General features: G+C 66.5%; 20 protein-coding genes. 5 read left to right on the top strand and 15 right to left on the bottom strand.

Annotated features, from left to right (window positions below):
• Positions 1–17: 17 nt before the first annotated feature.
• Entirely contained in the window at positions 18–902 is an 885-nt protein-coding gene (locus tag AFR_RS14005; protein ID WP_023361127.1) for a fructosamine kinase family protein, read from the bottom strand.
• A gap of 77 nt (positions 903–979) precedes the next feature.
• Here AFR_RS14005 and AFR_RS14000 point away from each other — a divergent pair, with 77 nt between their 5' ends.
• Together AFR_RS14000 and AFR_RS13995 are read left to right on the top strand one after the other, a co-directional pair.
• The gene (locus tag AFR_RS14000; protein ID WP_023361126.1) at positions 980–1591 is read left to right on the top strand and encodes a hypothetical protein; all 612 of its coding nucleotides are present in this window, start codon (positions 980–982) and stop codon (positions 1589–1591) included.
• 26 nt (positions 1592–1617) lie between these two features.
• Positions 1618–2178, top strand: a complete 561-nt coding sequence (locus AFR_RS13995) for a TetR/AcrR family transcriptional regulator (RefSeq protein WP_023361125.1) — start codon at positions 1618–1620, stop codon at positions 2176–2178.
• On the opposite strand, the gene AFR_RS13990 is transcribed toward AFR_RS13995, so the two are convergent.
• From AFR_RS13990 to AFR_RS13950, 10 genes are all read right to left on the bottom strand, one after another.
• A complete protein-coding gene (locus AFR_RS13990) occupies positions 2179–2409 on the bottom strand; it encodes a hypothetical protein (protein WP_148307957.1) in 231 nt (76 codons plus the stop codon). It abuts the gene before it with no gap.
• Positions 2410–2946: 537 nt separating this feature from the next.
• On the bottom strand, positions 2947–3735 hold the full coding sequence (locus AFR_RS43590; RefSeq protein ID WP_023361123.1) for a methyltransferase domain-containing protein: 789 nt from the start codon (positions 3733–3735) through the stop codon (positions 2947–2949).
• Positions 3736–3825: 90 nt separating this feature from the next.
• On the bottom strand, positions 3826–6972 hold the full coding sequence (locus AFR_RS13980; RefSeq protein ID WP_023361122.1) for an SUMF1/EgtB/PvdO family nonheme iron enzyme: 3147 nt from the start codon (positions 6970–6972) through the stop codon (positions 3826–3828).
• A gap of 41 nt (positions 6973–7013) precedes the next feature.
• The gene (locus tag AFR_RS13975; RefSeq protein ID WP_158510540.1) at positions 7014–8162 is read right to left on the bottom strand and encodes an NAD(P)/FAD-dependent oxidoreductase; all 1149 of its coding nucleotides are present in this window, start codon (positions 8160–8162) and stop codon (positions 7014–7016) included.
• A 48-nt stretch (positions 8163–8210) separates the two neighbouring features.
• Entirely contained in the window at positions 8211–9176 is a 966-nt protein-coding gene (locus tag AFR_RS13970; protein WP_084298018.1) for a 2-hydroxyacid dehydrogenase, read from the bottom strand.
• Positions 9177–9725: 549 nt separating this feature from the next.
• Positions 9726–10469 (bottom strand): class I SAM-dependent methyltransferase, encoded by a 744-nt coding sequence (locus AFR_RS43585; protein ID WP_023361119.1) that lies wholly within the window; start codon positions 10467–10469, stop codon positions 9726–9728.
• A gap of 45 nt (positions 10470–10514) precedes the next feature.
• On the bottom strand, positions 10515–11306 hold the full coding sequence (locus AFR_RS13960) for an iron-containing redox enzyme family protein (RefSeq protein WP_023361118.1): 792 nt from the start codon (positions 11304–11306) through the stop codon (positions 10515–10517).
• Positions 11307–12139: 833 nt separating this feature from the next.
• Positions 12140–12313: a hypothetical protein gene (locus AFR_RS46740; RefSeq protein WP_158510539.1), complete on the bottom strand. Its 174-nt coding sequence runs from the start codon at positions 12311–12313 to the stop codon at positions 12140–12142.
• 53 nt (positions 12314–12366) lie between these two features.
• The gene (locus AFR_RS13955) at positions 12367–12654 is read right to left on the bottom strand and encodes a hypothetical protein (protein ID WP_148307956.1); all 288 of its coding nucleotides are present in this window, start codon (positions 12652–12654) and stop codon (positions 12367–12369) included.
• 142 nt (positions 12655–12796) lie between these two features.
• The gene (locus AFR_RS13950) at positions 12797–13606 is read right to left on the bottom strand and encodes a helix-turn-helix domain-containing protein (protein WP_041842166.1); all 810 of its coding nucleotides are present in this window, start codon (positions 13604–13606) and stop codon (positions 12797–12799) included.
• 104 nt (positions 13607–13710) lie between these two features.
• Here AFR_RS13950 and AFR_RS13945 point away from each other — a divergent pair, with 104 nt between their 5' ends.
• Entirely contained in the window at positions 13711–14409 is a 699-nt protein-coding gene (locus AFR_RS13945) for an SDR family NAD(P)-dependent oxidoreductase (protein WP_023361115.1), read from the top strand.
• Between the two features lie 89 nt (positions 14410–14498).
• On the opposite strand, the gene AFR_RS13940 is transcribed toward AFR_RS13945, so the two are convergent.
• Positions 14499–15062 (bottom strand): TetR/AcrR family transcriptional regulator, encoded by a 564-nt coding sequence (locus tag AFR_RS13940; RefSeq protein WP_238547277.1) that lies wholly within the window; start codon positions 15060–15062, stop codon positions 14499–14501.
• A 91-nt stretch (positions 15063–15153) separates the two neighbouring features.
• Here AFR_RS13940 and AFR_RS13935 point away from each other — a divergent pair, with 91 nt between their 5' ends.
• Entirely contained in the window at positions 15154–16365 is a 1212-nt protein-coding gene (locus AFR_RS13935) for an MFS transporter (protein ID WP_023361113.1), read from the top strand.
• A 2-nt stretch (positions 16366–16367) separates the two neighbouring features.
• On the top strand, positions 16368–17384 hold the full coding sequence (locus tag AFR_RS13930) for an alpha/beta fold hydrolase (protein ID WP_023361112.1): 1017 nt from the start codon (positions 16368–16370) through the stop codon (positions 17382–17384).
• Here the strand turns inward: AFR_RS13930 and AFR_RS13925 are convergent.
• Genes AFR_RS13925 through AFR_RS13915 form a run of 3 tightly spaced genes read right to left on the bottom strand, consistent with a single transcriptional unit; the run spans position 17365 to position 21346 of the window.
• Positions 17365–17964, bottom strand: coding sequence for a DUF6518 family protein (locus AFR_RS13925; protein ID WP_023361111.1), 600 nt, complete (start codon positions 17962–17964; stop codon positions 17365–17367). The two genes, AFR_RS13930 and AFR_RS13925, sit on opposite strands and share 20 nt — an antisense overlap.
• Positions 17965–18007: 43 nt before the next feature.
• On the bottom strand, positions 18008–20482 hold the full coding sequence (locus tag AFR_RS13920) for a DUF4118 domain-containing protein (RefSeq protein ID WP_023361110.1): 2475 nt from the start codon (positions 20480–20482) through the stop codon (positions 18008–18010).
• Complete coding sequence (locus AFR_RS13915; protein WP_023361109.1) at positions 20483–21346, bottom strand: potassium-transporting ATPase subunit C; 864 nt, start codon at positions 21344–21346, stop codon at positions 20483–20485. It lies immediately after the preceding gene.
• Between the last annotated feature and the right edge of the window lie 2 nt (positions 21347–21348).

The following is a 21348-nucleotide window of genomic DNA, read 5'->3' as shown; positions in this document are numbered from 1 at the left end:
GTGCAATCCTGACACGATCAGCTCCGCGTGCGGAACGGGGCCAGAGTTGCCCGGATCAGGTCGGCCGCACCCCAGTCGTTGTCGAACTGGGCCAGCACGGCGAGGTGCTGGCGCAACTGAAGGATCGGCATCCGGGCCTGCCAGTCGGCATCCAGCGAGGTCAGCTCGGCGTACAGGGCGAAGAACCGGTGCGCTTCCGGTGGAGGCGAGGTCGTCCACAGGTGGGCGAGGTCCACCTCGGCCCACAGGTAGGACACGGCCGGATCGATCAGCGCCGGGCGGCCGTCCGCGGTGGCCAGGAGGTTCTGGGTCCACAGGTCGCCGTGGGTCAGGCAGGCCGGCCGGTCGGGCAGCAGGTCGGGCAGTCGCCGGCACAGCCGTTCCAGCGCCGCCCGGTCGCCGGCGTCGAGTGCCGCCTCGACGCGAGGCTCCCCGAGCCATCGCAGCAACCGATGCTCGGCGAAGAACGCAAAACCGTCGTCGGCCCAGGTGTTGATCTGCCGGCGGCGGCCCAGCCAGTTGTCGCGGTGCCACCCGAAACGCGGATTGACCGTCGTCAGATGCAGGCGGGCCAGCACATGCGCGAGCTGCTCCCAGAAGTCCTCACCGCCCGGCCGCGGCTGCAGCACCGACAACACGAGCAGTTCCCGGTCCGCCTGGATCACGTCGGGCGTCTCCACACCGCCGAGCTTGCGCAGAGCCGTCAGCCCGTCGGCCTCCGCGGCGAACACGTCGTCGTCCGGCGCGTCGGCGAAGGCCTTGACGAACACCGGGGGCGCGTCCCGGCGGGTTGCCATGCCCGCAAGCGCCGCCAGCCCACCCGCGACCGGCTCGAGGGCGACAACGTCACCGATCCCGGCCCTGTCCAGACAGCCGCGAAGAAACGTCGCCGAGTCCGTCACCAGAGCTCCTCCCGGCCGCGGTCGCCCGATCCTAGGTGAAAGCCGCCCGGGTGCGGGGCCTTGGCATGATGCTCCGCATGAGATCCCCGTGGCCGGTCGCGGTGGCTGCGCTCGTTCCCGCCGGCCTGACCCTGTACGGCGTCAGCGTGCCCGGGGGCTACTACAGCACCCTGGTCGCGGCGTTGTGGGTCTGGGCCATCGTCGGAGCGGCCTGGCTGGTGACCGGGGCGGCGCGGCTCCGAGACTCTGGTCCGGCACCCCGGTGGCGGCTGTGGCCACTCGTCCTGGTGCCGGCCGTGTTCACCGCCAGCTGCTGGACCGCCTCCGGTGATCTTGTCGGCACAGCCACCTTCGCGCACTACCGCACGAGTCTGGAACGGCTCGCCGATCGGGTGCCCGTGCACACGACCACCGACGTCGGCCCCTACTCGTTCAACTCCGTGAACAGCGTCAAGGGCTGCACGCTGTACAACCTGCGCGGCCCGGGCATGGCCCGTGCGTCCGGGTTCGCCTGGTGCCCCGGCACGACACCCACGGCGATGCACTGGGAGGAGGGCGAGGTCTTCGAACCCCTCAGCGGCGACTGGTTCGCCTTCGTCGTGCGTCACGGCTCGTACGAGAACCGCACCACCGGCGCCGACCCCTGGGGCCTGCAGATCAGCGAACTCAGCTCGACCCCCGACGTGTGACGGCGGAGCTGGGGCGGCTTGGACGGGTGGACAGATCCCAAGCCAGCCGCCGGCGCCTGCTGGACGCCGGCGCGATCGAGTTCGCCGCGTACGGCGTCGCCGGTGCGCGTGTCGACCGCATCTCCGTCGACGCCAAGGTCAGCAAGGCGCAGATCTACTCGTACTACGCGGGCAAGGAGAACCTGTTCGACGCCGTCCTCGAGGACCAGGTCAACGACATCCTGGACCGGGCGCCCCTGACCGCCGACCTGCCCGACTACGCGGTACGCCTCTACGACGCCTACCTGGAGCACCCGCAACTGGTTCGGCTGGCCACGTGGGCGCGGCTGGAACGCGTACCGTCCGGGCCGTTGTTTCCGCAGGCCGACGAAACGGCCAAGACCGAGGTCATCGCCGCCGGTCAGCAGGCCGGGCGGATCCGGTCCGACATGTCCGCGGCCGACATCCACTCGATGGTGATCGCCATGGCCATGACCTGGTCCCCCAGCAGCCTGACGTACACCGCAACTCCGGCTGACGCGGCCGGCGACCACGAGCGCCGCCGGGCTGGTCTCGCCGCAGCCGTGCAGGGCGCATTCATGTGCTGATCAGGTGCGTGCGGCTGACTGCGCCCACCACATCCGCCAGCCGCACTTCTCGGTCTCGTCCTCGCGGACCAGGAGCATCCGGCCGGTCACCGGCGTCGCGGCAGGCGTCTCGTCCGTGATGACCGAGACGATGTCGCCGGCGTTGCCGTCGAAGCCGAGCTCGGCGAAGCGCTCACGGAACATGCCGTCGCGCATCTGCGCCGCGAAGTAATACAACGCTCGGTTCGTCACGGTCACAATTGTGGCATTCGCGACTCGGTGCGCAGGCCGTGAACAGTCGATTGGCTGATCGATGATGACGTGCTTGTGCCGGGCCGCTGTCACCCCGAGACGCCCGCATGGCCGTCGATCCGGTACCATACGACCTGGCAAGACTGGATCATCCCGCATGCATGCGCGGGCGAGGCCTGTCGCCCGCCCTACACCGCGCCGTGCTGCCTCATGGTGGGGCCTCTGCCCGGATACTGCCCAGACAAAGAGAGGCTTCTTCGGCATTCGTCGATGCATTTGAGCCCTCCTGCTGATCCTGCCTTTCTCTCCGATCGGCGCGATCGCGTGGTTCGTCGCCGCCTGCCCGAAGAGCGAGCGTCCGGCCCGCCGCGGCCGATCGCCCGGGCGACGACCCGGGCTTCCTCCGCGGCGCGGCCGCCTCCCGAAAGGAGGACGAGCAGTTGCTGAAGAAACCGGAAGGCCGACCTGCGCCGCCGTGAGTCGTGCGACCGCGACGCCTGACCGAAGCGATCGCATGCTCGGAGAACTAGTCTCGATCTACTCCATCAGCCTAAACACTGCATCGGCGATCGGCGACCCGTGATTGTATTGGAAAGCGACCTGGTACACCTGACCACGCTTGACCACCAGATCGTTCACCGCCGGAACAATCGTGGTGGGCATCAGGGTGTCGGTCGAGTAAAAGTTGATGTCGCGCCACAGATGTATCAAGCTGGACAGCCTGAGGCAGTTGACCCGCTCGTTCGAGAGAGCCCGGAAATCGATTACGCCTTTACTTTTCGGCTCGTAGACCGTCTGCAGATCCAGCGATTGCGCGACAACCGATGTGGTGTTTAGCCGGAACGCGGACCTCGAGACGAACTCCACGACCGGGGTTCGGAGTTCGACGTCACCGACCTCGAAGTCATAGTTACCGCATTCGGCAATGTTGGTGACGCTGTCCGGGATCAGTATGGCGCCCGCTCTTAGAAGGTATTTCCTGGCGTAGCTGGCAGCGAGTACCTGTGGCTCCTCGATGGTCCATATGGACATCATCTCAGCAAGCGCGACATCGAACCGGCCGCCCAGATCCGACGCCGACAGAGTGAAGACGTCCGCATCAAGGAAACGGATGCGCTCAGCCACTCCGGCCCGGACGGCAGCACGTTTCGCCACCTCCAGGATCGCCGGATCCTTGTCGACCGCCACGACCCGACCGAAGTGTCGCGCCGCCTCGATCGAAAATATGCCGGTCCCGCAGCCGATCTCGAGGAACGACTTCTCCGGGTCACCAACCGCGCGCACCGCCTGAACGATACGATTCACGCGTTCGACGTCCGAGATCATTTCCAGGTGGTAACTCTTGGTAAAGGTTCCCGGGTTCGGGTTTCCTTCCTGGGCCGGATATGAATTACCGACTCTGGACATCAATCGCCCTCAGGACCTTCGCGTCGCGGCGATACGGAATCCTAGGTCATCGTAGGCATTGCAGGGCGGATCGAACGATCGGAACGAGATCGTCGACGACAGCGACTCCGAGGACAACCACGATCCGCCTCGCACAATGCGATCGGCTAGGCCGTAGCCGTCATCTGCTTGATGGATGTAGGCAACCGCATACGGTCGATTGGTCGAGGTCGTCCACTCCCAGACGTTTCCGATGAGGTCGTGCGGACCTTCCATGGCCGGCGAACCCCACGGGTACAGACCGACCGGAGCCGAGCCGGGCGGTAGTCTGTGCAGCGCGTTCCAATGCGCGTTCTCGGTCGCGCTGCCTGCGGCCCAGATGGTGTCCGTATCGTTCCGCGGGCCGAGCCGCGCCGCCCGCTCCCATTCGTACTCGGTGGGCAGGTCGACCACCACCGGACTGCTCGCATCGTGACCGGCGCGACGCAGTGAATACCATCTGGCATACGCTTTGGCCTCCCACCAATTCACCCCCACGACCGGCTGGTTAGGGCCGTTCAATCGATGGTTGAACCAATACAGGGGGAGCTTTCTGAGGAGCATCGCGTCGATCGCGTCCGAAATCTCCGCCTCGGATACCCTGCCATTATTAAGATCGGTGTAGAAATGCGTCATCGACGTCGTTCTCATCAACTCACGCAGGCGGTCCAGGGTTGCACCGTCAGCATGAAGCCATTGCACACCGCCATTGTCCGACCAGTAGACATCGGTTGTATAGCCGCCATCGCTGACGAAATCAGCATACTCCGCGTTGGTCACGAGAAAGCGTGATATCGAGAACTCCTCGAAAGCGAGGTTCTCGACGAGGCGGGGAAACACCGAAACATACTTCGGATTCGTGATCGCGGGTTCCATTGCCGCCCCGAGAGTCACCTTCGCGGCGGGAAGCCGGACGAACTTGCCGTCCGCCTGCCCGTTGTTCGCCCTAAGAGTCCCGGCCAGTCGCGGATCGCCAACCCGGCCGAGGAGCATCCCCAGGAGAAGCCTCCTCTCAGCCGGAGCCGTTCGATCCGTCGCGGCTTCGAGCAGGCTCACACGGATCTGCGCGAGGAACGGACCGAAGAGGGCCCCGGAGAGCACGTCGCTCGAGATGTTCAGTTCGCCGACAATCTCAGCGGCCGAGGCCAGCATCACCGTATCCCGGGACCTGGTGTAGTCCTGGAACAAGGCGTTTGCCAGATCGACGGCCGCGAGCGACGGGCCCCTGTCGGCCAGCGCCAGTCCGGCCACATGCCGGAACGCTTTGCTCCATGGCAGGGATGACGCTCGGTCGCGATACTCGGTCTGGCCTCGCTGGGTGAGAGCGCGACCGACCAGCGTGTCCCGGAAAAGCGCGTGCGCGAACATGAAACACTGCGCGTTCATGCTGATCAGGACGCCGTGCCCGCGCACCAGATCAAGCATAATCGGGTGGATCAACGCGCCACGTGCCAGAAAGCCCTTGGCGGTCGTAGCCCCCAGGCACGCGCTGACCCGTGCTTGGACCTCATCGAGCGGCACCGTCCCGTCGCCGCCCCCGGCAATCGAGTCCGTCGCCGCCACCGCGATGTCCGATAACACGCTCAACAGTAGCTCGAGATACTGCTCATGGGAGATGTCGGTCGGCATGTCCCGAGCCGGAGCCTTCGGCTCCACCCGCAGGCGCAGCAGGGTCCGGACCGCCATCTCGCAGATCCGCGAGATGGAAAGATAAGGCAGTTCTGAATCGTCGTAGACCATCTGCAACAGATTGAGGCAGAGAGGATTCGCGACAAAAGAAGCGAGGTCGGTGTTGCCCTGCACCAGACTGAACACCCGGGAAGCCCGGTCTAGCCAATCAGCGTTGTCGGGGTCGCCCGAGGCGAGCCGTCCCGCCATGCGGTGCCAATTCAGGATAGACTCCTTGATCTGATCGATGGACATCTCATCGACCAGCAGGCAGACTGCTCCGGAGTACTGGAACTCAGGGTTGTGAAGGTAGTCCTGGATACGACTGGTGATTACTACCTGATGTCCCTCGCTCGAGTCGATAAACTCGTCTAATATGCCGTACAGTCGGCTGATGGATTCCGCCCTGGCCTCGCCGGCCGCCGAGATTGCGGGCAGTTCGTCGAGGCCGTCGATGATCAGGGAGAGCCGATTGCGGTTCTCGCGTAGGAATCGACGCACTTCGGCCTCGGCCGGAAGCGTCGGCTGAAGTTTCGTGGCGGTTTCGATGAGATCGTCGAGACTGCCGATGGAGGAAAGAGCCACTTCCCTGAGCGGGAGGTAGATCGGCACCGAGAACGATCGTCCCTCCAGGAAGTCCTGCGCGTACCGGATCACGAGCCACCTCGCCAGGGTGGTCTTACCGGAACCGGGGTGACCGAGAATAACCTGGCGCCGGCCGGCGTCACCGATGCCCGCGAAGGCCTCTCGCTGTGTCTCGGAGACCTCGATCCCATCGGGAGAATCAGCGAGCTTCAGGATGCGACGAACGCGTGGCCTCGTACAGACGGCCTCGATAATGTTCAGATGCCGCAACGGGGTCGCGACAGAGTTGACGCGTTGAACCGGGGAGCCGATGTCGATCTGGTCCAGACGACTACGCAGCGAACGCAGATACTCGTGCACGCTGGAAACGTCCGGAGACGTCTGCGGGAGCGTGGGCAGATGGAACCCATCCCGCAGGGCCAGGCGACAAAGAGCATCGAGCGACGAGAACCGACCCCGGTCATATCCGGAGCTCAGCACCATGTCGGCGAACGCCTTCTGCCGACGTTCGTGCTCCTCGCTCTGGATCAAGCGGCTCTGCGGGTGAAACTTCGCATCAGCGACGTACAAGTATATCTCTTTGGCGGGGGCTCTCCGACCGTCGAGCTTCTCCCCCATTGCGAAGAAGTACTCCCACTGGGTGTATGAACGCGGCGCCGGACCACCCCCGGAAATGGGTGCCTCATACCCATAGGTATCCCCCAGAAGATAGATGACCCGGTCGCAAAACTCGATGTAGGACTGCAATTTTTCGAGCAGCGACCTGCCGCCCTGCTGCAAATCCTCCTGCAGCATGACCTCGGCACCCATGGCCCGCAGGTCGCTCGCCAGCGAGGTTCGACATTCCCGGAACTCGCTCGAGACACCCGACAAAAATATTTTCATGACTCAATCACGAGTTCGCTTCCGCTTTCTTGGTGGGCTAGTCAATGAAAGCGCTCCGGGGACAGCGGGTCGTATCCCCCACCTGCCATCAGCCCTCGGTCGGACAGACCGAGGATTTCAGCGACTAGTTCTGCAGTCAGGGGGGCGAGCGTCACACCCAGCCCGAAATGCCCCATGGCGTAAATGACGGCCTCCGCCCCCGGCAGAACGCCGACTATCGGACCGCCGTCCACGGTTGCCGGCCGCCTCCCCGCCCAGGCTGCCGTCATCGCCCAGTGCCGAGCGGAGGGCACCAGGCGGCGGATTCCACCTGTGATTTCATGGAGTCCCTCCACCGTGACGAAATCATGGGGGAACTGTTCTTCGTAGGTGACTCCGGCAACAACGGACCCGTCGGTCCGCGGCACCAGATACGCGCTCGTATTGAGATCCGAACCTGACGCCGGCAGGTGGGCATAGACGTGGTGGGCGAACAGCGGATGAGAGCTTCCCGGATCCGCGAGCCTCAGCGCCTGACCTTTCACCGGCACCATGCTCGTCCTCAGCGGGGACGGTAACAGGGCGGCGTCGTTGCCGGTGGCGATGACAATCCGGTCGAACTCCTCGACCGTCACCTCGCCATCGCGGCCCACGGCAGTCATCATGTTGTCAACCAGCTCGGACACACGCGTTCCGAGCCGCACCGACACCTTGCCAGACTCGCTGAGCAGGTGCAGCACTGAACGCAGCAGGGATGAGGGGTCGAGAGCCGGCTCCTCAGGGATTAGGAGTGCGCCCATCAACGCGGGAGTGAGGGTCGGCTCGAGGGCCAGGGCCTCGCCCTTGGGCAGCCACCGAACGGCGAACCTGTCTCCCAGGCTCTCCCTGTAGGGCCCGGTCAGTCGCGCCTCGTCGTCGGGCGTGAGAGCCACATACATCAGACCCTCTTCGACGATCGGAAAGGCTTGCCCCGCCTCGGCACACCGTTGCACGAGCCGCCAGAAGGCATCGAAGATGTCCCCGCACATCGGCGCTAGCTGGGCGCGAATGAAGTCGTCACTCAGCGGCGAGATGCCCCCGATGGCGGCGGCGGTCGCACCCGTGCCGAACTGCGCCTCCGCCTCGAAGATCGTCACAGTCGCGCCCAGACGGGAAAGTTCCGCCGAGATCGCCGCGCCGACTATTCCTCCGCCTATGACAGCTACCTTCACAAAGCCGCCAATCCCTCCTGGCCTGCTCGCTCGAAACGCTAGACGAGCCTAGACCACAATGCATTCATCGGCACCGGTGTCCAAAAAGTTGAGGATGGATCCGACTGCGCGCCGGGTCATGGCGTCCCGTGCGTCGTGCGTCAGGGACGCGACGTGGCCGGTGATCAACAGCGGATGTGGCTGCAGCTGCTTCAGGCTCTCCGTCTCCTCCGTCTTCTCGCTGTAGTAGCCGTCGATCGCCGCAGCGGAGATTCGGCCGGACCGTAGGTTCGCGTCGAGGCTGCCCGGCTCCACGATCTCCGGTCGGGCAGTATTCACCAGGACACTCCCGTGCCGAAGGCGCCCAAGTTGCTCCTCGCCGACCAGGTGACGCGTCTCGCTGTTGCCGGGGATCATGACGAGAAGCGACTCGGACACCTCGAACAGCTCGTTCAAGGAGGTGTATCGGATTCCCAATTGTTCCTCCAGAGCCGGCTTGCGGGTCCGGGAGAAGTAGGCGACGTTCGCGTCAAATCCTTTGGTGAGGATCTCGGCGAGCCGTGTCCCGATACCACCCATCCCTATGATGCCGACCGTATGAGCACCGAGGTCACTCTGCTTCGCCTCGTCGCCGGAGCTGCCGTTCAGGTACTTCAGGGCGTACTCCGTTAGGTGTCTGCGGCAGTTCAGTAGCTGACCGATGGTGAACTCGGCCACCGAGTTGTTGAGCGTCCCGGGCGTGTTGGTCACCCGGACGCCGTGTCGACGGACGGCCTCGACATCCATGAAGCTCTCGTAGCCGACGCCGTAGAAAGCGATGAGGCGGAGCGCGACCGAGGACTCGATCACCGGGGCTGTCGCCTCCTCGTCGCCTCCATAGAGGTAAACCTCGGTGTCCGCCAACTCACGAATCAGCTCAGCCTCTGTCAAGGTCCCGTCCGGCACTCTGACGATGTGCCCTGCCGTCCTCAGTGGTTCGAGCAGATCCGAACGGATGCTACTTCCAGTTACCAGGATCTTGGACTTGCTCGTCAACCTAGCTTCCCCTCAAGGCTCCATGGCTCGACGGCGGGCGACCGCCTGCTTCGTCAACGGTGTGCGGCAAGCCGCGAGTCGGTCGACTGATCGATTACCACCCTCGTCACGACCATGATCCATACTGATGGGACCGCGACAAGGCTCGTCAACTTCACCTGCATACCGCCGCGCCAGCTCGAAGTCAATGACATAATACCTTCCCATCCTTGATCAACACTAGGACTCTTTTGGGTGAATTTTCGGCATTGATTCATTTTTGCAGCGCACTCAAACCGAATCCTGTCGACCATCGGTTAATTGCTTCGATTTGGTGTCGGCAGATGCCACATTGGCCCACTGCTACCTATAGCTATGGCCGTTCCGACAGTTCCCGTACTCGCCCGATCACCGAGCAGAATGCGCACCTACACGCCGCAGAATAGTATTTCGAGGGCTGCGGTCCCGACTAGCAAGGAGCGACGATCCGCGCTTGAGCGCAATCGATCAAGAGCAGGATGAGGACCGGCGAGAAGACCGCGAATGCAGAGCTCCACGGGCAGCTTTCGCCTACACAGCGCGGCAGACCACTATATAGGCTTCCGCGTCATGGCTGTACGTGGAGCCTTGATAGTCACCGGCCTCTAATTCAATTGCGAAGCGGCTGTCCTCGAGAAGCAACAGATACTCGGCCCGGAACGCGAAGCGATTACGCCAATGGATAAGATATTCCTTGCGGACGCCATCAGCCACGGTGACTCGGTATAGCCGCTCTTGCGTCGCGATCTGGTGCGCGGCGTCGAATTGGTACGAGTAGGTGATATCGATCGGTTCGCCCGGCGCTTTCCCGACCCGGTCGACGACGTGCTGCAGCCCGTCATTGTTCAACCATCGGTCATAGGTGTGCCAGGAGAGCGCCTCGAAGGCGAACAGCCCGCCTTTCCGGAGAACACGTCGCGCCTCCGAAAAGGCCCGCCGAAGCGCCGCCAGATCGGTGACGTAATTGATGGTGCTGAACGGGCAGATGACACTCGCGAATGACCCTTCCGAGAAAGGCAGACGCGTAAGGTCCGAGTACACCAAGTTAATGCGACTTCCCGCTTGGGTCATCTTGTTCCGCGCAGACCTAATCATCTGTAACGAGTGATCGAGCCCGGTGACTCCGGCTCCCGCAACCGCCAGAGGCAGGGCCACTCGTCCGGTCCCGACGCCCAACTCTAGGACCTCGGTGCGGCCGATCAGGTCGATCCAGAACGGTATGTCCTCCTGATAGTCCGCGTAGGTAAGGTCGTACAGCGACGGAAATTCTTCCACCAAACCTTCATGTCGCAAGCGGCCTCCTGGATGTCGGCAAGCCTCTCACTCGGACTTGCTCACGATGTCGAGCAGGTCGTCGTAGTACTTCATCCGAGCTTCCACTCCGGCTCGCGCGCCGTCCAGATATTGGCGGGCTCGGTCCTCGCGCCCGAGCGAGAGGTTCGCGGCGACCTGGGAGATTATCGCGGCGTGCTCCGTGTCCTCATCGATGTTCGCTCGGAGAAACTTCCGGAACCGTGCCTCCGGCCGCGCTTTCTCGAAGGCCTGTTCAACAGCGGCATACTCCGGGACCAGCATTTTCTCATTCCCGACGCCGAGGCAGCCCAGAGCTGACATCGGCGTTCGCATAGCCTGGGCGGTCATCCGCAGGAACTCCTCGGTGGGCGGGAGGATGCGGAGCGTCCGCTTATCGATGCCCACGCTCACGGCCAGTTCGTGCAAGAGCCAGGGATGGGCGAAGCGAGCAACGCCGTCGCGGACCGGTCCGTGCTCGCCGGCCGGAACCTGGTCGAACAACGCCCGGTCGTGCACGTTGGTGATGCTTGTCGCGGTCAGCAGCAGCAACTGGGCGAAGAGTCCCGTGACGAACAGCTCCTGCCCGACCCAGGTGACCAGCGCATGCGGATGGGCTCCAGCGTAGTCAAAAAATGGGTGGTTTCTGACGTTCGTGGACTCCGGGAGTGCGTCCGCGAGGGCTATCTCCGTCGGGAGAAGGGCTGGCGGTACGTGTTTGAAGTGGGCATCGTAGTCCCAGTCTTCGCTGTTGTGCTCGACCAGACGCACAGCAATCTCAGGGTTCCAGTATCCGAGCAGTCGTTCGTCCTTGTCTTCCACTCGTGCCTCCCGTACGTCGGGTTGCTGCGGTGACCCAGGGCCGCAAGATGAGGTGTACTCGGCTGCCTACCTACAACAGCCGATCCCCCGCATCTGAGCCGACATCTCCCACGCTCGATGTTGAGCTGTTCACGTGACTAGAACATAGATTACTGAGCATCGATTCCGTAACCCCATGCTCCGAACACCCATAGCGACAGCCCACCAGGCACTTCTCGATCACGGCGTACGCAGCCGTGATTCGCCGGGACAATCAACGCGCGCAACGTCGTTCGCCACGTCAATCCGATGTAGCCGGACTGACCGCCCCACCGTCCAACCCACGACCGGTTCAACATCATCCGATGAGTCCGAGGATGGATGGTGAACAGCCTGGTCATATCGCGGTTGGCCCAGCGGGTGGCGCTTCGATGATGCCCGTGCGACCAGCCAGCCGTGGAGCGTTCATCGCGAGGTTGCGTAGCGAGGCCAGCACGCGGGGCCCGGAGCGGCGCGGACCCGAGAATGGCCCTCGCGGTGGCAGGTGGTCCTGGTGAAATGCAGGGCTTCGATGGTCATTGTCCGCAGTTGGTCCCGGCCAGCTCGATAGCTCCAGCATGTTCTGCGAGGTGGCTGGTGACGCCGAGTTGAGTGGCGGCGGACTGTTTGCCTTTGTGGTAAGTGGACGAACATCGTGGTGACCGCTTCGCCGAAGGCGGGCGGTAGCAGCCGCCAGTTGCCCGGCCAGGTCGCCGCCCTCGCAGAAGGTCAGGATGCGCTCGGTACCGCGGTCGCGGAGACTGATATTTCGGGGAGCGCTACGGCCGAGTCGGCGGTGTGCAGGTTCTGCGTGGTCAGGTGCGGCCGCTGTCCTCGTCCGTGAGATCAGGTCTGGCCGTTCGTCGGCGCACGAAGCGTCCGAGGTGATCGAAATCGGCGTTGAGGGTGCGGACGAAAAAATGGCTGAGCCGGATCTCGTAGCTGATCCGGATCTTGCCGCGCTCGATCCAGGCGTCCGGGTGGCCCACTTCCTTCAGGTAGTCATCCGGGTCACGGTGCAGGGGGAGATTGACCTCCCCGCTCAGTGCGGGATCAGGTTCGATGGATCCGCGCCTTTTCTAGATCTCCCCTGAGGATCCTGGATCCGGAGCGGGATGACGGCGGTGCCGGTGGCGGTGAGCCAGCCGAAGAACGCCGAGCCCCACTTGATGCCGCCGTAGCGGTCCTTTTCCCGCGCCACGACGGAACGCCGATCCGACAGGTGGGCAGCGGTGGCGCCACCGGTCGCCGCCGGCCGGTGCGCACTCTTGTCATTGTCGATCTCGGACTCGCGCGCGCCGGTGTTCGCTGAATGGGGGGAAGTACTCATGACGACTTCGATGAGCAACGGGGGTGTACGGAATGTCAAGAGCGGACGCTTGCGCCCTGGTCAAGCTCTCGACGCCCCCCGGATGCCCCTGGCTTTAGGACATAAACAATGATCCGACTTCCCGATGTCGGAAAGATTTTCGTCAGCTCGTCAATTGTGCGAGGCGAGCGGCATCCGGCGTCCCGGGTGCGGGTGAGTAGACGACCATCCGCAGGTCGCAGCCGGGCACCTGGAGGACGTCGCCGTCCAGCACGATCGGGCCGGCGTCGGGATGGTCGATGTGCTTGCGCAGGCCCAGGTATCGGGCGGGGCGGGCGGCGTTCCAGCGTTCGGCGAACTCCGGGCTGGTCCCGTGCAGAGCGGTGACAAGGTCGGCCAGCTCGGCATCGTCGGGGTGCTCGAGATACGCCACGCGCAGATCACCCACGATGGCATCGCGGTAGGCCTCGTCCTCCTGCGGGTCGACCCACACCCGCGGGCTGGGCTGCGTCATCTCGAACCAGACGACGTTGCGGGCTCGCCCGTGCAGCGTCGCGGAGTCGCCCAGCAACGCCGTCCAGGCAGGGTTCCAGCGCAGCAGCCACCAGTCGGCGGAGTAGACCGCCACCGGCCACGGCAGACGGGTGACCATCCGCTCGACGCCGGCGGGCACGACCCGGGTCACCGATCCGGTCGCGGGAGCCAGCCCTGCGGCGCGGTGCAGCAGCGCGGACGCCTCCTCGTCGAGACGCAACGCACGCGACAGCGCGGCGACCACCGGTGCGGAAGGCCGTGCGGCGCGGCCCTGTTCGAGCTGGACGAGGTAGTCCACGGAAACACCCGCGAGCATCGCCAGCTCCTCGCGGCGCAGACCGGGGGCACGCCGGGCCGTGGCGACCGTTCCGGGCAGCGCAAAATCGCAGCGGTCACGGAACCCGCGCAGCAGCGTCCCCAGCGTCGGTGCCCCCACCATCCCGGCCACGCGGCCAACATACCCGGCTGCCGAGGGTGGTACCGGCAGTCCCACCGACACACGTCGCCTTCCTCCGGGCGGCCTCCCGCCGCAGGCTGACAGGCATGCAAACGATCACTCTCGTCACCGGCGGCAACAAGGGCATCGGCTACGAAACCGCCCGGCGGCTCAAGGCGGCCGGGCACACGGTCCTCATCGGCGCCCGCGACCCCGAGCGCGGCAAGACCGCCGCCGCCGAGCTCGGCGTCGGCCTCCTGCACCTCGACATCACCGACCAGACCAGCGTCGATCAGGCGGCCGCCCAGGTACGCGCCGAGCACGGCCGCCTGGACGTCCTCGTCAACAACGCGGCCGTCAACACCGGAGTCGCCCCGCTGGAGCAGACCACCGCCGAGGACGCCGCGGCGGTCCTGGACGCCAACCTGCTGGGGGCACTCCGGGTCACCAACGCCTTCGTCCCCCTGCTGCGGGCCTCACAGCACGCCCGCATCGTCAACGTGTCCTCGACGGTGGGCTCTTTCGCCGCCACCCTCGAACTCGACATGTTCGACTGGCAGATCGTGCCGCCCCTCTACGCCATCTCCAAGACCGCGTTGACGATGCTCACCCTCAAGTACTCCCGCGCCCTGCCCGGAATCCTGGTCAACGCGGCCGACCCTGGCTACACCGCAACGGACCTCAACAACGGCCAGGGCACCCAGACGGTCACCGAAGGCACCGACGCGATCGTGCACCTGGCCACCCTCGACGACGACGGCCCCACCGGCACCTTCATCAACCGCGACGGGACGGTGGCCTGGTGAACTCGAGCAGCACCGCGCGAAGGGGGTTCCGGTCATGCGTGTCAGCGGGATGAGCAGGACGCAACGTGCGCGAGATGACGGAATCCGGCTCAGCGGACCATGGCCAGCACATCGTGGACCAGCCGTCGTGCGTACTTGTGGTCAACGGGAAGTGCGAACACGACGTGGTGGTACAGCGGCGCGATGATGTGGTCGAGGATCTGCGGGACGGTCGGTGCCGTCTCTCCGCGCTCAGCGGCCCGGCGCACCATTTCCGCGGCCTGCTCGCACCGCGTCTCCGTGATCGGGCAGTGCGCGACAACATCGACGCGGGCCGCCACCATCGAGCGCAGATATCTGACCCGCTCGGGACGGGTGATGTCGCGGGCGATGATGTCCGCCCACAGCATCAGATCCTGCTCGAGGGATCCGGTGTCGGGTATCGACTCACCGTTCCGGGTCAGGGCGGCGACCGCGACGTCCTCCAGGAGCGCGTTGACGTCGGCCCACCGCCGGTACAGCGTGGTCGGGTTGACCCCGGCCCGTTCGGCGATGACGGGAAAGCTGATCTTGTCGGCACCCTCACCCATCAGCTCACCGACCGCCGTGTAGATCGCGGTCAGCACCCGGCTGCTTCGGCCCCCGGGCCGGCTCGTGGCTGTTCGGTCAGACACGTCACAACCGTACGCAAAGATCTTTGCTTTAACAAGAATGCGGCCTACGGTGACTAAAGCAAACATCATTGCTTTAGTTGGAGGCCGTTCCGTGTTCAGCAGACCCGTCTCGTTCATGGTCGCCGGGGCCGCGGGAGCCGCGACGTTGACGGCAGCCTCGGCCCCGTCGCCCCTCTACCCCGTCTATCAGCGCTTGTGGGGCTTCTCCGCGTTCACGCTGACAGTGATCTTCGCTGTCTACGTCTTCGCGTTGCTCGCTGCACTGCTGACCGTCGGCTCGCTGTCCGACCGGACAGGGCGCCGGCCAGTCGCCTCGGCAGCCCTGGTGCTGCTGGCGCTGGGCATGCTGCTCTTCGCGATCGCCGGCGGTACGGGCGGCCTGATAGCCGCCCGCGTCGTGCAGGGCTTCGCCGTTGGTGCCGCCACCGGCACCGTCACGGCCATGATCATGGATTCCGCACCGCGCCCGCAGCTCGGCTCCCTCGTCAGCAGCGCTGTCCCGGCACTGGGCATCGCGATCGGTGCGGTCCTGGCCGGCGCGCTGGTGGAGTTCGCTCCCCTCCCCCGCCAACTCGTCTTCTGGATCCTCGCCGCCGTCTACCTGGTCCTGGCCGCGCTCGTCTGGCTGATACCCGAAGGCTCCCGCCCCGAGCGGGCAGCGCACTCCTCGATCTGGCGATCGCTGCTGCCCAGCGCCGGGCTTCCGCCGGCCGCGCGGCCGACCTTCTTCGCGCTGCTGCCGTCGATCGGCGCGACGTGGGCCCTCGCCGGGCTGTACCTGTCGCTCGGGTCGTCGGTGATCGGCACGGTCCTCGAGGTGCACAGCCACTTCGTCGTCGGCATCGTGCTCGGTGTGTTCTTCGCCGCGGGGATTGCCGGCACCGCCGTCTCGACCGTCCTGCCGCCGGAGCTTCGTGAGTGGTTCGGCTACGGAACCCTGATCCTCGGCGTCCTGATCACGATCGCGGCGATGCTGACGAGCGCCTTGCCGCTCTACGTCGTCGGCTCGGTCGTCGCGGGGCTCGGCTTCGGCGCGGCGTTCCGGTTCGCTGTCAACGCACTCGGGGAAGCCGCACCGGCCGAGCAGCGCGGGCAGGTGTTCGCCACGATGTACATCGCCAGCTACATCGCGTTCAGTGTGCCCGCGCTCGCAGCCGGACTCGCCGTCCAACGGGTCGGGCTCGAACCCACAGCCGTCACCTACGGGGCCGCGGAAGTCGCGCTGGTCCTGCTCGCGATGACTGCCGGCCTCATCCAGGCGCGCCGCCGGACCGCCGAAGACAACACCCCGAGGAGTGCCTGACCATGACCACCCCCACGCTCGTCTCGCGCACCTTCGGCACGGCTCGTCAGACGACGCACTACCTCGAGTCCGGCCCGGCCGACGGACCGCTGATGTTCTTCCTGCACGGCTGGCCGAGCATCGGCCTGATCTGGCGCGCACAGATGGAGGCGTTCGCCGCCGACGGCTGGCACTGCGTCGCACCTGATCTTCGTGGCTTCGGCAATTCCTCTGCCCCCGCGTCCCACGATGCGTACACCATGGAGCAGGTCGTGGTCGACTTGGCGGAGCTGCACGACCACCTCGGTGGTGAGCCGGCGATCTGGGTCGGCCACGACTGGGGCAGCATCGTGGCCGGTGCTCTGGCCGCTCACGAACCGCAGCGAAGCCGTGGTGTCGTGCTGACCTCGTGGGCGTACTTCCCCGCCTCGAACAGCCTGGCCACGCTCGTGCCGCTGGTGGACCGGACCATCTATCCGGCGGACCGGTATCCGGACGGTCAATGGGACTACTACCGGTACTACACAACGCACTTCGAGACGGCGGTCGCCGACCTCGACGCCGCTCCGGCAGCGGCGCTGGCCTCGATCTACCGATCCGGCGACCCCTCCGCGGTCGGGCAGGTCTCGCCGATGGCGGAGGTCGCTCGCAACGGCGGGCGCTTCGGCGCCGCGCACCACCCCCCGGCGACCCAGCCTGATCCGGCGCTCTGGCCACCGGCGGACTTCGACACGCTGGTGGAGGCGTTCACGGCTCGAGGCTTCGGTCCCTCGTCCGCCTGGTACACCAACGACGACGCCAACATCGCCTATGCCCGTACGGCGCCCGACGGCGGCCGCCTCACGCAGCCGGTGCTGTTCATCAACGGCGAGTGGGACGTGATCTGCACGACCACGGGCAATCGCCAGGGCGACCCGATGCGCGCGGCCTGCGCCGACCTCGTCGAGACGAGCGTGCCGGCCGGACACTGGCTGCCGCTCGAACGCCCGGCGGACCACATCCAGGCCATCCGCACCTGGCTCAGCAACCGGAGCCTGTGAGCCGCGCAACGCGGTACCGCCGCCAGATGACGAGAAGGATCACCACACCGAGAACGGCCTCGGCGAGGTACGGCCCCGGGTCGAGGGTCCAGTGGACGACCTGCCGCCAGCCCGGCACCAGTCGCGCCGCCACGATCACGAGCGGCTCTGCGGCCAGGAGTGCACCGACGATGGCGGCGGTGGCCGTCGCCACATGCCGGGCGTGCTGACGGACCCAGGCTCCGAAACCGCCGAGGACCGGTCCGCTCAGCAGCCCCGAGTAGAGCCAGCGCCGGTTCACCCGGAGCACGTGCTCCAGGTGCTCGCCCAGGGTGGGCAGCTGGTCGTCGGTCGTGACGGCGACCGCCAGGTAGAAGCCGAGCAGCGCGGTCACCGTGGCGGCGAGTCCGAGCACCGCCCCGCGCGGCACCGATCGTGTGTGCAGTCCGGCGGCCAGAGCTACCAGGAGCCACGGGGTGCTGAGATTGCCGATCGTGTCGCGTACGCCGGTGCCGTGGCCTTTGATCAGGGCGGCGACCACCCCGAAAGCGAGAGCCGTCCCGACCAGCGCAACCATCCGCCGCAGGTTCGGCTCGCGCATGCGATTCCTTCGGTCGTCGAGGACGTCGGCGGTCTCAGCGATCTTAGGATGCCGGCAGGGCGAGGATCATGGTCAGGCCTCCGGCGGGTGTCTCCTCCGGGGTGAGGGTGCCGCCCATGGCTTCGGTCAGGCCCCGGGACAGTGCCAGTCCTAGGCCGACGCCGGTGTGGTTGTCGCGGTCGCCGAGTCGCTGGAAGGGCAGGAACACGTCGTTCCAGCGGTCCTCGGGGATGCCGGGGCCGTGGTCGATGACGCGGACTTCGACGATGTCGCCCAGCGCACTCGCGGTGACCACCGGGGGCTGCCCGGCCGGGCTGTAGCGCAGGGCGTTGGCGACCAGATTGACGACGATCCGCTCGAGCAGACCCGGGTCGGCGTGCACGAGCGGCACGTCGTCGGGGATGTGGACGGCGACGGTGCGGCCGTCGGGCCCGAGGTCGTCGAGCGCGCGCGGGACGATGTCCTCGACGCCGACGTCGATGGGGATGACGCCCAGAGCGCCGGCCTGCAGCCTGCTCATGTCGAGCAGGTTGGCGACCAGCCGGTCGAGGCGGTCCAGCGACTCGTCCGCCGTGGCCAGCAACTCGCCGCGGTCGTTGTCGTCGAAGTCCACATCGGCGCTGCGCAGGCCGGCGACGGCCGCCTTGGCCGAGGCCAGCGGCGTGCGCAGATCGTGGCTGACCGCGGCGAGCAGCGCGGTGCGCATCCGGTCGGCTTCGGCGAGCGGCCGGGCCGAGGCGGCTTCGGCGCTGAGGCGTTCCTGGCGCAGGGCGACCGCGGCCTGCGCGGCGAATGCCTCGACGATGCGCCGGGCGGAGGCCTCCAGCGGCCGGCCCCGGAGCAGCATCTTCAGGTGGTCGTTGACCTTGACCTCGGCGTCGGCTTCACCGGCAACCGTGCATGCGGTGTCGCCGACGTTGGCCACCACGGCGCCGTCTTCGAGCAGGGTCACCGACTGCAGCGCGAAGGTCTCCCGGAGGCGGTCGAGCAAGGCGATCAGGGGGCGGTCGCCGCGCAGGACGCTGCCGGCCACCGTGGCCAGGGTCTGGGCGTCGGCGCCGGCCTCGGCGGCCTGCCGGGTCTTGCGGGCGGCGGTGTCGACGACCCAGCTGACCGCGAGCGCAACGACGACAAAGATGGCCAGCGCGAGCAGGTTGTCGACCTCGGCGATGGTGAAGCGGCCGATCGGCGAGGTGAAGAAGTAGTTGAGCAGCAGCGACCCGGCGATCGCGGCGAGCAGGGCCGGCCACAACCCGCCGATCAGGGAGACGCCGACCACGGCGACCAGGAACACCAGGATGTCGTTGGTCAGCGACAGCGACGGGCCCACGTGCAGCAGCGCGGTCAGGGCAGGCAGTCCTGCGATGGTGGCGGCAAAACCGGCGACCCGGCGCCGCCGCGACAGGGCCGCCGGCAGTCGCTGGGCCCGGCGCCCCTGAGCTGCGCGTTCGTGGGTGACGAGGTGGACGTCGATGGAGCCGGACATGGCGGTGGTGGTGACACCGACGCCGGCGGCGAACAGCTGCGCGAGCTTGCCGCGGCTGCTCACGCCCAGAACGATCTGGGTCGCGTTGACCGCGCGGGCGAAGTCGAGCAGCGCCCGCGGCACATCGGCGCCCACAACCTGGTGGTAGGTGCCGCCGAGGCTTTCCACCAGGACACGCTGGCGTGACAGGGCCGCCGGGTCCGCGCCGGTGAGGCCGTCGTTGCGGGTCACGTGCACGGCCATCAGGTCGGCACCCTTGTCGCGGGCGGCGATCCGCGCCGCCCGGCGGATCAGGGTGTCACCTTCGGCCCCACCGGTCAGCGCGACGACGACCCGTTCCCGGGTCTCCCAGGTGGTGTCGATGTTGTTGTCGGCGCGGTACTTGCCGAGCTGGTCCTCGACCTTGTCGGCCAGCCAGAGCAGGGCCAGTTCCCGCAGGGCGGTCAGGTTGCCGGTCCGGAAGTAGTTGCCCAGCGCCGCGTCGATCTTCTCGGGCCGGTAGATGTTGCCGTGGGCCATCCGGCGCCGCAACGCCTCCGGGGTCATGTCGACCAGTTCGACCTGCTCGGCGGCGCGGACCACGGCGTCGGGCACGGTCTCGCGCTGCTCGACGCCGGTGATCCGGGCGACCACGTCGTTGAGTGACTCCAGGTGCTGGACGTTGACCGTGGTCAGCACGTCGATCCCGGCGTCGAGCAGCTCCTGCACGTCCTGCCAGCGCTTGGCGTTGCGGGAGCCCGGCACGTTGGTGTGGGCGAGCTCGTCGACCACGGCGATCTCGGGCCTGCGGGCCAGGACCGCGTCGAGGTTCATCTCGGTGAACTCGGCGCCGCGGTACTCGACCGTGCAGCGCGGCACGGTCTCGAGGTCGGCCAGCATGGCCTGGGTGTGTTTCCGCCCGTGGGTCTCCACGAACGCGACCACGACGTCGGTGCCGCGTTCGACCCGCCGGTGCGCCTCCTCGAGCATCGTGTAGGTCTTGCCGACGCCCGGCGCGGCGCCGAGGAAGATCCGCAGCTCTCCCCGTGCCATCTACTTGCCGTCGAGCGCGAGGTTGAGCTCCAGGACGTTGACGGCCGGTTCGCCGAGGAAGCCGAGGGCCCGATCGTCGGTGTTCCCGGCGACCAGCGCCCGGACGGCGTCCTCGGTCAGGCCACGCTCTCGGGCGATCCGCGGCACCTGCAGGGCGGCGTAGGCCGGGCTGATGTGCGGGTCGAGTCCACTGGCACTGGCCGTGACTGCGTCGGCCGGGACGGCGGGTTTTGCGGGCGCGTCACCGCGTACCGGGGTCATGATGGCTCCGAGGGCCTGGTAGTCCTCGCCGTTCTTGGCCGGCTCGACGGTGACCCCGTCGTAGGTGGCGGTGAACGGGGTGCCGGTCTGGTTGACCGAGACGACCCGGGTGATGGGCCCGGTGAGACCGTCGCGGTGGAAGACGCCCAGGACGGCACCGACGCCGTCAGCGGTGCAGTACGGCCGGCGACCGTCGACACCCTCGAGCTCACCGATCGCGAGGCTGCGCGCGCAGACCTGGGTGAGCAGGCTCTGCGACGCCACCTCGGGGTCGTCGGACAGGGTGTCGACCATGCTGTTCGGCCCGAGGTTACTGGCCGAGGTGGCGGTGGGGTCGTAGCCGTCGCCGGCCGCCGACGGACGGCTCTGGAAGTATCGCGGCACGGGGTTGCCGTCCGCGTCGGTGAACAGCTGACCGATCAGCTTGCTGCCCATGGTGGTGTCGCCGACGGTGATCAGCGAGCCGTCGGCCCGGTCGTTCAGGCCGGGAAGCCGGCCGACCCCGACCAACAGGAGCGGGTACGCCAGTCCGAGCAGGACGGTGAACACGAGCAGCGCACGCAACGCCGCCAGGTGCTGGGAGAGCCAGGAAGGAAGTCGCATTT

The sequence above is a fragment of the Amorphoplanes friuliensis DSM 7358 genome (assembly GCF_000494755.1).
Lineage (GTDB): Bacteria > Actinomycetota > Actinomycetes > Mycobacteriales > Micromonosporaceae > Actinoplanes > Actinoplanes friuliensis.
This window is presented reverse-complemented; position numbering and strand designations above follow the sequence as displayed.

What these genes read in the sequence shown, in the direction of transcription:
- AFR_RS14000 (WP_023361126.1), top strand. Translation starts at nt 980, where the DNA reads ATGAGATCCCCGTGGCCGGTCGCGGTGGCTGCGCTCGTTCCCGCCGGC.
- AFR_RS43590 (WP_023361123.1), bottom strand. Translation starts at nt 3,735, where the DNA reads ATGATCTCGGACGTCGAACGCGTGAATCGTATCGTTCAGGCGGTGCGC.
- AFR_RS13980 (WP_023361122.1), bottom strand. Translation starts at nt 6,972, where the DNA reads ATGAAAATATTTTTGTCGGGTGTCTCGAGCGAGTTCCGGGAATGTCGA.
- AFR_RS13955 (WP_148307956.1), bottom strand. Translation starts at nt 12,654, where the DNA reads ATGAGTACTTCCCCCCATTCAGCGAACACCGGCGCGCGCGAGTCCGAG.
- AFR_RS13950 (WP_041842166.1), bottom strand. Translation starts at nt 13,606, where the DNA reads ATGGTGGGGGCACCGACGCTGGGGACGCTGCTGCGCGGGTTCCGTGAC.
- AFR_RS13945 (WP_023361115.1), top strand. Translation starts at nt 13,711, where the DNA reads ATGCAAACGATCACTCTCGTCACCGGCGGCAACAAGGGCATCGGCTAC.
- AFR_RS13930 (WP_023361112.1), top strand. Translation starts at nt 16,368, where the DNA reads ATGACCACCCCCACGCTCGTCTCGCGCACCTTCGGCACGGCTCGTCAG.
- AFR_RS13925 (WP_023361111.1), bottom strand. Translation starts at nt 17,964, where the DNA reads ATGCGCGAGCCGAACCTGCGGCGGATGGTTGCGCTGGTCGGGACGGCT.
- AFR_RS13920 (WP_023361110.1), bottom strand. Translation starts at nt 20,482, where the DNA reads ATGGCACGGGGAGAGCTGCGGATCTTCCTCGGCGCCGCGCCGGGCGTC.
- AFR_RS13915 (WP_023361109.1), bottom strand. Translation starts at nt 21,346, where the DNA reads ATGCGACTTCCTTCCTGGCTCTCCCAGCACCTGGCGGCGTTGCGTGCG.